Below are 11,500 nucleotides of genomic sequence, written 5' to 3'. Positions count from 1 at the left end.
GTCGTCATCGATCGCGGCGGGTTTGCTTCGATCGACGCGGCCGGTGCGGGCGCGAGCCCAGGCGACCGCCGCGTCAGTCAGTTTTTTAGGCGGGCCTGGTCCTCGCTGATGGCCTCGCGGTATGCCCGGATCAGAGCCGACTTGACGCGCGGGTATTCGAGCACTTCCCGGAAGCTCTTGTCGGTGAAGTCGATCGGCCGATCGTCGTCATCGACGATGTCCTGCCATCCCTTCATGACCTGCTTGATCGCGGCAAGATCGTGCGCATCGACTTCGGCCTGGATGACCTTCAGCTCGTCCAGGGAAAGCTCCGGCGTGATCTGGGCCACGATCTTGCGCCGCTTCTCTTCCGCTGCCTTGGCGTCCTTCGGATCGATGATCGCAAACAGAGCGGTGAATTCCCGCTCCAGATGCTTGCCGGCATTGTCCGGATCAGGCTCGATGACCTTCACCGGCCACGGAAAGATCAGTTCCTTTTTCAGCTTGAAGCCCATTTCGAAGGTCCTTTGAGCGGGGTTTGATCGCGGCCTACTTGACCGTGATCTTGAATTCGTCGTTGCCGGCGATCGGCGTGAACATGAGCGGCAGGGTGTTGTTGAGGATCCGCTGGCTCTCGCCATAGGTCGGGCGGCCGATCTGCACGGCCGGTCCCTCAAACTCGACGATGTTGCCGGCTGTGAGGCCGTGGGTCGCCAGGAGCGCGCCCTTGGTATGCGCCTGCGCGATCTGGAACCAGTTCTTCTCGGCAAGGCTTACGGCATCCATGATGGCGCTGCCCGTCATCTGCCGATCGACCTGCTGGATGCTTTCATGGTTGATCAGCATCCGCGGCTCGATCTGGCCACCGACGTCCATCGTGATCCCTTCCACGCCGGCCGTCGCGAGGCCATGGAGAGAGAAGGTCGTGTTGGCCTTGTTGACCGGTACCGGCGTCTGCCAGGCCGCGAGCGTCTGTGCCGGTAGCGCCTCATCAGTGACCGTCCCGAGGAGGCCGGTATAGGTGAAGGCGAAGCGCGGGATCTGACGTGGCGCTAGGCTCATGGTGAAGGTCGCCCGTGCCCCCAGGAGCGCATGGCGGACGCCGTCGCCGTTGAACCAGAGCGTGGCTGCCTCGAAATCACCGGAGATCGGCGTGTACTGGACGTCGACGCCGGCGGCGATGACTTCGGCCATCCCGGCCGACCGGAGCAGCGGGCCGTAAGCGGGAGCAGTCCCGGCCGCGCCGGCGCCGGCAATCTCGACCTCGAAGGAGAGCCGGGCATAGTTGGCGACGTGGAGCACGCCCTGGTGGCCCATGTAGGGCAGCACGAGGTCCCGGCTGACGTCTTCGCCGAGGAGCGGCTCAAGGTTCACGTTGGTCGCAACGATCGCATTGGCCGCGCCGGTCGGAGCGGCATCAACGCCATAAGTGTCTTCGATCTTCGCCAGCAGGGCGCGGTTTCGCCAGAAGCGGGTCATTCTTTTTCCCTCGTGGTGCGCTTGGCCGGTGTCGCTGCCGGCGCCTTCGTTTTCGCTTCAGGCTGCTTGGTGCGCTCGACCAGCGTCAGCGAGCCATCTTCGTTGCGGGTGTATGAGCCGCCCTTGGTGGCGTTCTCGGCCATGTCAGCCCTCCTGGTAGTGTGCGGTTGAAAAGACGTCTTCGAACCAGACGGTGCCGGAGAGGGCCGACTGCAGCTCGCCTTCGACATGCTCCAGCGGGTCGGCCGCGCCTTCAGGCAGGAACCCGAGAAGCTTCTGGCGGACGTAAGCCTTCAGCGCCTCGATGTCGCCGGCAGCTGCGGCATTGTTCGATTTCGAGAGATTGGACGTCACCATGACGACGCCGATGTCGACTGCCGTGCGCTGCAGGATCGTGTTCATGCGCTCGTTCGGGGTCGACTGCTCGCGGGCCACGTAGACGTAGACCGCCGGCGTCTGCGGCGGAGCATCCTTGACGTCTGCCAGCTGTGCCGCGCCACCGGAGATCCTGAAGGGCGTTCCGGCCTCCATCAGCCGGTTGATGATAGCGGGGATCATCGGGGCGTCTCCTGTGCGAGCCAGTCGCGGCCGATGGCGATCAGCTCCTGCCGGTCCTGCTCGGAGAAGCCGAGGTAGGGGCGAGCTGGGATCTTCACGCTGTGCTCGCCGATCGTGATGTTGCGATCGACGGCGCCCTTGGTGCCGGGCCTGACAAAGCGGTACCGCTTGCGGATCTTCTTGAAGCTGGCGCGCTGGCTTCGGGCATAGTGATTGATCTCGCCGCCGAGCTGGTGGACGCGCCCATATTCGACATTGGTGCCGACCTCGGCCGAGGCATCGTCAGAACTGGCAACGAGGCTGGAGTATAGCCTGGTTGATACGCGCAGAATGTTGGCGGTGCCGCGACGCCGGCCGCGAACCTTCTGCATGCTCGTGCGCTTCGAGAGCGGTGGCCACTTCGTACCATCCGGCCCCGTCTGGCGCTCAAACCGCCTTTGTGTGGAGGCGAGCAGGTAGGCGGCGAAAGCAGCGGTCAGCTCACCGGGATGCGAGACGGCAATGCCGATGGCCGAGATGACCGGCGTCAGTTCGTCATCGATGATGATGGAGGCGCCCGGCATCAGAGGTGCCTCAGGCTGTCGCGCGTGAAGACACGGTTGGGAGCGACGGCCTTGACGGACCCGCCGCCTGCTGCCGGTGCATCACCGCCATCGATCGAAAGCTCGACCAGTCCTCGGGAGACGTCCCGGAGCCAGTTGACCGCCTCATTGTAGGCGCGGGTGACGGCGCTGTCCTTGTCGGCCGACTTGCCGTGGAGATAGTAGCGGGCGATGTCGCAGGAGGTTTTGACCAGGACACCGGGCACGGCCGAGAGCGGCAGCTTTGCGACCTTCTTCAGGTAGCCGTCGATCAGCTCGGAAGCGTCCGACAGGGCTCGATCGACAACAACGGGATCGATGGTCGACACGGGAATATTGGTGCGGTCGGTGAGCTGGATCAGCTCCTCCTCACCGAAGCGGTCAACCAGATCCTGTTGCGTCGCGTAGTTCATCAGACGATCTCGACCGTCAGCTCAGGCTCGGCCAGCATCGCTTCGAGCTGGTCGGGCGTCACTTCGTCAGACCGGAAGGTCCGGCCCTGGCTGGAGTGGACGAAGCCGGCGCGGCGGAAACCATTTGTCTTTGCGACAACTCGGAACTCTCCGGACGTCGGAGGCTCTTCCAGCGAGGCGATCAGTGCAGAGATGAGCGGATAGGCCGCGACGAACTCTTCCTTGTTCATTGACTTCCAGGCGGGAGCCGCGTCGGGACCGGCCGTATTGCCGGCCCCGGTGGCATCATCACCTTGGGAGGTATTGGAGGTGACCGGCGCGGTAGCAGCACCCGCGCCAGCCTGGTCATGCCCTTCGGTGGAAGTCGTTGCCGACCGCTTGCCGTCTGCCGAGCCGGTATTGGTACCGCCAGGCACGCTCTCGCCCGGCGGGGTTGCTGCGGCGCCATTTGCGGCGGCTGCAGCAGCTTGCTCCGAATGCACCGCGGTATCGTCCTTCGCAGACTTGGCCGCGTCATTGGTCGGAGCAGTGGAAGGTTTGGTCTTACGGGGAGCCATGGGCTTTCCTTTCGGGCTTTGCGGAGAGGATCGCGGTCGATCCGCTTCGAAAAGCCCGCCCGGATGGCGGTCCGGGCGGTTTTCTCCAGTCTGGCGCTAACCCCCTTACGCCAGCCAGGGAGCCACGAGGACTTCGGCAGTGCCGGCCCACTTGTTGGTTTCGCCGCCGTTGACCAGGACGCTCTGGACGATGCCCTTGGCAGCGCCTTCGAGGCTTGGCGGTACGACCAGCAGCGTCGGGTTGATTGCCAGCGGGCGGCCATAGTCGCCCTTCATGCCGGTGAGGGCGGCACGGGCCGTCTCATAGTGCGTGGCGTCGAGTGCCTGCTTCGAACCCCAAGCCATCTGCCAGAAGCCGAAACCAACCTCGCAGCGGCCGTCCGTGCCGTAGATCAGTTCCTTGTTGAAGAAGACGTTGTCGTCATCGGCCTTGTCCTTGCGGACGAGGTTCGTGAATGGCTTGCGGTTCTGGTAGATGATCGGCTTCAGCGGCCGGGAGACATCGAGCAGGAACCAGGGAGCGCCGGCGCCGCCGTCCGTGTTGGCAACCGAGATCTTGTTGCCGTCCTTGTCCAGCACCGGATGATCGGTGTCGAAGAAGTACTGGCCGTCATAGCACTTCGTGGTGAAGCCGGTTGCAAGCAGCGCAAAGACCAGCTCGTTCGGGAACAGGCGGGCGTTGAGGCCCAGCTCCTGGAAGAGCGGCGCATAGATGCCGAGGTTGTCGTCTTCGAAGTCGTCACGATCGACGGAGATCGTGCTCTCGAAGGAACGGTTGGTCAGCGTGTAGCCGTGCTTTTCCATCGCGTTGATGACGCGGTCGCCGATCCATTCACGGAAGCGCGGGAACTTGCCGAGCCAGCCGTATTCGTTCGACTTGGTGGTTGAGTTCACGGTGGTGGCGATGCGCTCGTAGATCGGCTGGGCCGAGGCGAGGCCGGCAGCGAAGGCGGCACTGAAGCCGACGCCGGCGGCTCGAAGCGTGGTTGAATTAAGTTCCATGTGTCACCTTCAGGAGAACTTGACCCAGACGCCCTGGTCATCGACATCGAAGACCTTTCCGACGACTGAGCGCGTGTTGGTGTTTGAGGTTTTCGCGACCGTCTGGTCATCGACGCCATAGACGTCGGAACCGATGTCGGCCTGCGTCAGCTCATCGGCGCCGGCGGAGTTGGCGTAGCGGAAGATGCCCGCCCGGATCTTCACCCGCACGTCACCGGCCGCACCGTCACTATTGTCGGCGCGGTTCTCGACGCGGCCGGCTCCTTTGAGGCCGAGAGCCTCCGTCACCGGGACGGCATTGCCTGCCGCATTCACTGCCGCCATCGCGCCAGCAAAGAGGAGGGCGCCGGCGGCTGCCGGAACCTCACGGGTGCCGCCGGAACGCTCCGGCGTGTTGCGATCAGCTGCGAGCTGCGTCATGCGTCACCTTTCTTGACCTGGAGCATCTGCTCCTTGGTGAGACCCATCTGCCGCATGACGGCGGTCTCGGCTTCATCCAGCTCGGAAGCGGCTTCGCCTCCTCGCGCCTGGGCGGTCGCCGTGCGCTGCGCGGCCGTAAGGACCGGTGCCTTGTCGACGAACGCTTCGAACTTGGCAGGGTCAGTGCGATGCACCGACAGGCCCCATTCACGAAGTGCGGGAGCGAGCTTCCCACCGCGAATGGCTTCATCGACGGCCTCTTCCGCCTTGTCGTCCTGCAGCTGCTTCTGCAAAGCCGCTATATCGGCCTGCATCGCGGAAACCTGCTCGACCGGAACGAACTTCGTCGGATCGGGCGTGCTCGAAGTATGGGCGGACTGGAAGGCGGCCACGATCTGATCCGTGGTTGCATCCTCCTTCTGGCCGGCCGCTATCGCGATCTTCTTCCGATCGGCGAAAGCGGTCTGCACCGCCGTGGCGATTGCATCGGACTTGGCGTCCTTGGTGAGACCGGCTGCAGCGGCGATCGCCGTCGAGCTGGTCAGGAGCGAGTTGATGGCGACAAGCACATCATCCTCGCCAGCGCCGTCGGCCAGGCCGAGGGCGGCGATTACCTTCTTCATGTTTTCCTCTTGAGGCGGTTGCTGGAAGATCGTGTGGGCGGAGACTTCCGCCATGTTGATGTTCGGCACGTTGGTCAGCGCCGCATTCTGCAGTGCGAGGATCTTGCCGTCCTTTGTGTGGAAGTAGACCGGCGACAGGTACCGGTACTCTTTCGCCTTGATCAGGGCCGCCGCATTGGCGGTCCATTCAACGCGGCCATAGAGGCCGTCCGCCCGCGCCTGCACTTCCTTGATCCAGCCGGCGGCCGGAGCAGGCTTGCCGCTCTTGTCGGCATGGAGGCTCTGATGCTCGTAGTCGATGACGATGTCGGTCGGGCCGTGATAGCGCTGGGTGAGTGCCGCGATCTGCTGCAGGCCAGCCTGGTCGCCGGAATGATACGGGCCGCGACCGTCGCGGCCGCTAAACGTCCCGGCGGGGATGAGCTGGATCCAGCTGCCATCGGCATCCGCCACCGAAAGGTCGGCGACGTGAGCAGACAGCACGGATGCAGCGAGGGCGGCGAGAGCGTTTTTCATGCTCGCATCTAAGGCGGATGCGGCGTCTCGATACACCGTCCGAAATCGGACGGTGCGGAACCTTGCTCTGGGCGGGGAGGGATGTCGTGACCTTAATCACGGACGAAGGATCGAGCAACAGGCTTCAGGATCGTTTTTGAAGCCGTTTCAAAGCCTCTGGAAGCGTTTTTCGGCTCCGAACGCCCGTCTGGCCGTCTTGACCGGCTGCTGCGCTCTGCGGCGAAATATGAAAATCAGCGCCTGAGGCAAGGGCATCTGTCATTTCTGGCGCCTGTCGATGACGATTCGAGCACCGTCCCGTGCGAGGAGATTATCAACGTCGCGATCGCCGGCATAGCGAAATGACGTCACGGCTCCGGCCGAACGATTGTCGTCGCGGACCATGACGGTCACATAGCGCCAGCGGCCATCCGGATGCTTCGCCAGGAAGAAGGTTCGCAATCCGTCCTGGACAACAAGAGCGGGGTTGGCGGCGATCGAGGGAATGGCCCGATAGTCTTCCAGCGTCAGCTCCGGCCGGCGCATCTGCTGCTGGCGCATCCGGTCGGCCGTCAGGATCGCCACGCGCATGTCCGTACCGATGGCAGCCGAGATCTCGGCCGGCACGGCGAGCACGGGCATGCTTCCCTGGGGATTGCGGAAGAACCGATCGAAGGCGCTGCTCGACACGCGCTCCTCGACGGCCGCCTGCACCATCGCCGGCGGCGCATCCGCGATCTTCTCCGCCAGCGCCTGGTTAACGCGTGCCTCGTATCCGGCCCGGCCGGGGTTGTACGCCCAGCCGGGATCTATGCCATCGGGCACTCGGGTTATCTCGCCGGTGCGCTTGTTGACGAAGTTCCGGAAGGTGTCCGTCGGCGGCTCGAATACCAGCTTCTCGCCTTCGCCCTGCAGGCGGTCGATGTCCCGCTGGGAGAGGCTCTGCAGCGTGCAGCGGCAATTCCAGCCGCAGGGCGGTGCCCACATATCCCAATAGGGATGATCGACCGGCAGGACGAGGTTGTGGCGCGCCCGGTGCGACGGGCGCGTCCTGTCATCCAGGAGTGCGACGTAACGGAGGTAGGGGCGGGTGCGCCGGTTGCGCTCGAAGTTCGTCCAGTGACCGGCGGCGTAGGAGACGCGCATGTTCGCGTCGAAGATCGTCTGCAGGCGTCTCGCGCTGCCAAGCTGCGCCGGTACCAACTCGCCGGACGCGGGATCAGCCACCAGCTTGCGACCCCACCATCCCTTCTCCTGAAGCACGGGCCGCAGCTGGCGTGCGAAGTCTTGCGGCGTCTGGCCGTCCCTCAATGCGCGCTCAAAGGCCGTTTGGATGTCCTTCAGGATATCGAAGCCGGCCGACTTCGCGACAGTGAACATCGTCGCATGCTCTTCCTGCCATGCGTCCTGCCAGGAGAAGGTTTCCAGCAGGTTGCCGTGACGCGCCTCGAAGGCGGCGATGGCGTCGAGAGGCTGCAGCGGCTTGATCGTGACAGCCAAGGTCAGCCCTCATCCGTCAGATCGTCGCCACCGATTCCCGCCAGCCTGGAATTGAAGGCGGCGCGGGCCAGCATGTCGGTCATCGCGGCAACATCCATCGTCCGGTACCGGGTCGCCAGGATCTCGCGGACCTCCTCAAGGTTCGTGGCGCCGGCGAGCTGCTCCTCGAGGCCGGAGACAATAGGCTCCACCATTGCGGCCCATCCGTCCTCCTCGAGGAGTGTCTCGATCGAGAGGTCGATGGCGTCGGAAGGCTTGGCGCCAGCGGCCGCGCGATGGGCGGTGACACCGGCACGCTTTCCGGCAGGTGCCGGCGGCACGATCGGCGCATCGTCGGCATAGTCGGGATCTGCCCTGCGGCCCGGCGCGATGAGCAATTCCTCCTCAGCGGCGGGATCCTCGACGCCGAGCTTGTCACGGACGACGGACATGCCGACCTTGCCGCCCATGGAGACGAAGGTGCGGACGTTTTCCATCCACTGCTTCAGGTCGAGCGATTCCGGTCGGCCGATCTTGATCTTCGGGTAAGCCTTCTGCGGTCCCTTGTTGAGATCGATGTACGGCCTGACCAAGTCGCGGTTCAGGGTGGCGGCGAGCTGCTTGGCGTCCGATCGCTCGATGTCCGCCTTGACACCGTCATGAACCTTCGCCTGGGCGTAGCCGCTGGAGCCGCTCATATCTGTGGTGCCGGTCTGGCCGAGCACGAGCTTCGACACCTGCCGATCGAGCCAGTCGGAGCGTTTTTCGTACAGCTCATGTGAGCCGGCAATGTCGGCTTTCACGAACTCGACTGCCATCGATGAGGGAACGATCGCAGAGTAATCGACGCCGATGTTGGCCACGGCCCTGAGAAGCACTTCCTTGTCCGGCTCGCTGGCACCGGGGCCATACTTGCCGAGGCGGAGCGGCTGGCCGTAGGCCTCGCAGAAGATCGCCCAGTCCTTGCCGGTAAAGCTCTTGAACAGGAAGGTCCAGCAGACGGCGCGGGCAATGCCGCCACGGATCGGCAGGCCAGATTTGACCTTCGCCTGGTGGAACACCCATTTGAATGGCTGCAGCGGCTGATCGCCAGCCGCGTCGCGCAGGAGAGGCGTTTCGCCGTCCTCATCTGCAAAGCGGAACCAGCGCGGATCGCGCCACTTCAGTTCCCTGGGCTCCCATTGCCGCTCGGACGTGTCCCACATGATTTCCGTGGCTGAGAAACCCTTGCCGATCGCGTCAAGGATATCGACCAGCTCGCTCTCGAAAGCGTCCCGCTCGATGAAGCGACGGACCATGTCGGCGTTCTCGACATCCTCCGGACTGTCGCTTGCGGCTTCCACCGTGGTCTCCAGCCCGGCCACCTGCAGCTTGCGAGAGGCGAGCACGCCGGCGTAGTGCAGGTCCCGCTCTTCCATGTCCTCGGCTAGCCCGAGATAGGCTTCGGGATCTCCATTGACGCTGGAGCGCAAAAGACGCGCGAGCTTGCCAGGCGTGAGGCCTGTCGCCTGATGCTCGGTATTGGGCCGGCGCACTCCCGTGGTGGTCGGAGCGGCATATTCCTGCTTGAGGGCGGCGGTGTTGAGCGGGCGACCGAACTGGTCGAGGAGCTGGGCCATCAGTGAAGTCCTCTCGATCGACGCATGGAGCCGAGGCGATAGGGCGCCCCGTCGTCGCGATCAGTGTTGGGAGTATCGAACCGGGACGGCGCGCGCGGGGCCGGCTGGTAGGCGTATTCGGCGAAGTCCTGGCGGCTGGCGTAGAAGGCAAGTGCGCCGGCCGGTGCGGTGTCGCCGTGGCGATCGTAGCCGTCAGCGCCCTTGCTCGAATGTTCGTCAGGTACCTTGATGATGCCGTTGACGTAGGCAAGCGCCTGGTGGTCGGCGAGAACGTCGGCATCGACCGGCAGCAGCAGGCTCTTGTCCGAGAAGGCTTCAATATAGGGCGGCATGTTCGCCGCATACCACTTGGCCGACAGCATCACTTCCTGAATGCACTCGCCCCAGCGCTGACGCGCCTTCTCCGCCAGATATTGACCATTACCACGGGCATCGAGCGCCCCGCCTATCAGGCGAGGCAACCGATCGCCGATATAGAAGAGGATGTCGCGCTGCTGGTCGAAGGGTATGTTCTTCAGCTCCACCGTCAGGCGGGCGCGGCGGACCAGGTCGGCGCCAAGCTCGAAGACGAGGATCGCAGTCTTGTCGCCGCTGCGGGCGAAGTCTTCTCCGAAGCAGTGCTGCCGGTTCGGATCGAGACGATCGAGAAGCGGCTTCAGGACGCCTTCACAGAACTCCGCTGCCTGCTCCTCGCGGGCAAAGTCGTCGAGGTTCTTGAAATCGTCGGGGCGATCCCAGCGCACCACGTCCGGCAGATCACGGGACATGCAGCTCTCGATCAGGACGCGGGTGAGGGCGGAGCCTTCGGCCTCGGCCGGAATCGCATCCAGCTCCTGCTTCATCTTCGCCGTGCGGGTACCGTAGGCGCTGCGGATCTCCGCTTCCCAGGCGTCTTCCTTCTCCTGGCTCCAGTCCTCGCCCTTCATCAGGCAGACGCGCTTGTAGAGCCCGTTTTTGACCGCGTCCCCGAAACTGTAGGTGTGGACCTTGAACCCGTTCTTCTTCGCGCCGGCTTCCTTGATCAACTCATTGAACGGATTGCTGATGCCATTGTGGGAGGAGATGATCCGGATCTTGCCGCCCCAGATGAGGAGCGCGCCAACGGCGTCGATGACTTCGCGGACATCGCGGTGAAACGCCGCTTCGTCGATGACGACGGTCCCTTGAAGGCCGCGGATATTCTCCGGCCGGGAAGACAACGCCTCGATCCGGAAGCCGGAGGCAAACCGGATGATGAAGCTGGAGATCGCCTTCGTCGATCCATCGGCCCGCTGGTCGAAGAAGATGCCGTCCTCGATCGTCAGCATCTCCTTTGCCACCGTCTTGGCGAAGTGCGCGGCATAGCCGATGAACTCGCGGCCCTTCGGCTTGCTGTCGGGGATATAGAAGACGTTCTGCCCGCCGGCCGAGCGTTTGGCGGCCGCGATCAGGGTGCAGTCGAGCGCCTCGGCGAAGGTAATGCCGGTGCGTCGACCCTTGGCGCAGATCTTGAGCGTGCTTTCGTCGGCGATCCAGTCGGCTTGGTGGGCCATAAGGACGCCCTCTGCCAGCGGGTCGAGATCGTCGGGGATATCGGCGCCACGCGGCAGCTCGTGCGGAAGATCCTCGGGATTTCTCCCGAGGACCGGCGGATCCTTCCATTCACCCTGGGGAAGCTGCAGGTCAGCCATCGTCGCTCTTCTTCTTTGGCCGGACGCCGAGGAACTCCCGGCGGGCGCGGGCAATTGCTTCCTTGGAGACGCCGGGCTCGTTCGACAGGACATCAAGCGCCTGCTCGGCCTTGGCGCGCATATCGGCCTCTGCCTTGCGTGCCTTCTCTTCGGCTTCCAGTTTCATGCGCCGGTTTGAACTGTTGACCTGGGCGGCCGAGGCGGCGCGCAGCGCGTTTGCCAGCTCCATCGCGCCCTTCGGATCGATGCCGGCTTCGCCCTTCGCCTGCAGCACCTCGAAGATCAGGGTCTTGATCGCCTCTGCCGCGATTAGGGTGAGGTCGTCGGAGCCTGCAGCATCCATCCGCTCTGATAGGGTGGCTGCGATTTCTCGCGTCTGCTCCAGCCGGCGAGACACCATGGCGAGACGGATCGAATACCGGTTGAAGGCCGAGAATGACGGAATATCGAAGTCGATGCCCTGCTCGCCCTGCAGCGCGATCAGCTTCTGTTTGAACTCGCCATAGATCTCGACTTGGGTGCGCTCGCGATCGGCAAGAGCCTGCGCCGCCCAGCTGACGATTGCCTCGCATTCTTCGGGCAACAGATCGATTGCGGTAAGCCGGCCGCGTCCCTTCGCCATGGA

General features: G+C 64.0%; 14 protein-coding genes. All 14 read right to left on the bottom strand.

What is annotated here, in order from left to right:
• Positions 1-77: 77 nt before the first annotated feature.
• Positions 78-494, bottom strand: coding sequence for a phage tail assembly chaperone (locus FN060_RS20795; RefSeq protein ID WP_183949968.1), 417 nt, complete (start codon positions 492-494; stop codon positions 78-80).
• Between the two features lie 34 nt (positions 495-528).
• Positions 529-1,458, bottom strand: coding sequence for a phage tail tube protein (locus FN060_RS20790; protein ID WP_142589867.1), 930 nt, complete (start codon positions 1,456-1,458; stop codon positions 529-531).
• A complete protein-coding gene (locus tag FN060_RS20785; protein WP_183949966.1) occupies positions 1,455-1,601 on the bottom strand; it encodes a hypothetical protein in 147 nt (48 codons plus the stop codon). Before FN060_RS20785 ends, FN060_RS20790 begins: the two co-directional genes overlap by 4 nt.
• Before the next feature lies 1 nt (position 1,602).
• Positions 1,603-2,016 (bottom strand): phage tail terminator protein, encoded by a 414-nt coding sequence (locus FN060_RS20780; protein ID WP_142589866.1) that lies wholly within the window; start codon positions 2,014-2,016, stop codon positions 1,603-1,605.
• Positions 2,013-2,579: a phage virion morphogenesis protein gene (locus FN060_RS20775; protein WP_142589865.1), complete on the bottom strand. Its 567-nt coding sequence runs from the start codon at positions 2,577-2,579 to the stop codon at positions 2,013-2,015. Before FN060_RS20775 ends, FN060_RS20780 begins: the two co-directional genes overlap by 4 nt.
• A complete protein-coding gene (locus FN060_RS20770) occupies positions 2,579-3,010 on the bottom strand; it encodes a gp436 family protein (protein WP_142589864.1) in 432 nt (143 codons plus the stop codon). Before FN060_RS20770 ends, FN060_RS20775 begins: the two co-directional genes overlap by 1 nt.
• The gene (locus FN060_RS20765) at positions 3,010-3,567 is read right to left on the bottom strand and encodes an HI1506-related protein (RefSeq protein ID WP_142589863.1); all 558 of its coding nucleotides are present in this window, start codon (positions 3,565-3,567) and stop codon (positions 3,010-3,012) included. The genes FN060_RS20770 and FN060_RS20765 overlap by 1 nt, the downstream gene beginning before the upstream one ends.
• A 105-nt stretch (positions 3,568-3,672) precedes the next feature.
• On the bottom strand, positions 3,673-4,569 hold the full coding sequence (locus FN060_RS20760) for a Mu-like prophage major head subunit gpT family protein (protein ID WP_142589862.1): 897 nt from the start codon (positions 4,567-4,569) through the stop codon (positions 3,673-3,675).
• A gap of 9 nt (positions 4,570-4,578) precedes the next feature.
• The gene (locus FN060_RS20755; protein ID WP_142589861.1) at positions 4,579-4,989 is read right to left on the bottom strand and encodes a hypothetical protein; all 411 of its coding nucleotides are present in this window, start codon (positions 4,987-4,989) and stop codon (positions 4,579-4,581) included.
• A complete protein-coding gene (locus FN060_RS20750) occupies positions 4,986-6,128 on the bottom strand; it encodes a phage protease (RefSeq protein WP_142589860.1) in 1,143 nt (380 codons plus the stop codon). Before FN060_RS20750 ends, FN060_RS20755 begins: the two co-directional genes overlap by 4 nt.
• Before the next feature lie 258 nt (positions 6,129-6,386).
• Positions 6,387-7,607, bottom strand: coding sequence for a phage head morphogenesis protein (locus FN060_RS20745; protein WP_142589859.1), 1,221 nt, complete (start codon positions 7,605-7,607; stop codon positions 6,387-6,389).
• Positions 7,608-7,609: 2 nt separating this feature from the next.
• Complete coding sequence (locus FN060_RS20740; RefSeq protein WP_142589858.1) at positions 7,610-9,205, bottom strand: DUF935 domain-containing protein; 1,596 nt, start codon at positions 9,203-9,205, stop codon at positions 7,610-7,612.
• Complete coding sequence (locus FN060_RS20735; RefSeq protein WP_244665900.1) at positions 9,205-10,875, bottom strand: hypothetical protein; 1,671 nt, start codon at positions 10,873-10,875, stop codon at positions 9,205-9,207. Before FN060_RS20735 ends, FN060_RS20740 begins: the two co-directional genes overlap by 1 nt.
• Complete coding sequence (locus FN060_RS20730) at positions 10,868-11,497, bottom strand: phage protein Gp27 family protein (RefSeq protein WP_142589857.1); 630 nt, start codon at positions 11,495-11,497, stop codon at positions 10,868-10,870. The genes FN060_RS20735 and FN060_RS20730 overlap by 8 nt, the downstream gene beginning before the upstream one ends.
• Positions 11,498-11,500 lie beyond the last annotated feature (3 nt).

Origin of the sequence: Pseudorhizobium halotolerans (assembly GCF_902153235.2) — a bacterium.
In the GTDB taxonomy this organism is placed as follows: Bacteria; Pseudomonadota; Alphaproteobacteria; order Rhizobiales; family Rhizobiaceae; genus Neorhizobium; species Neorhizobium flavum.
This window is presented reverse-complemented; position numbering and strand designations above follow the sequence as displayed.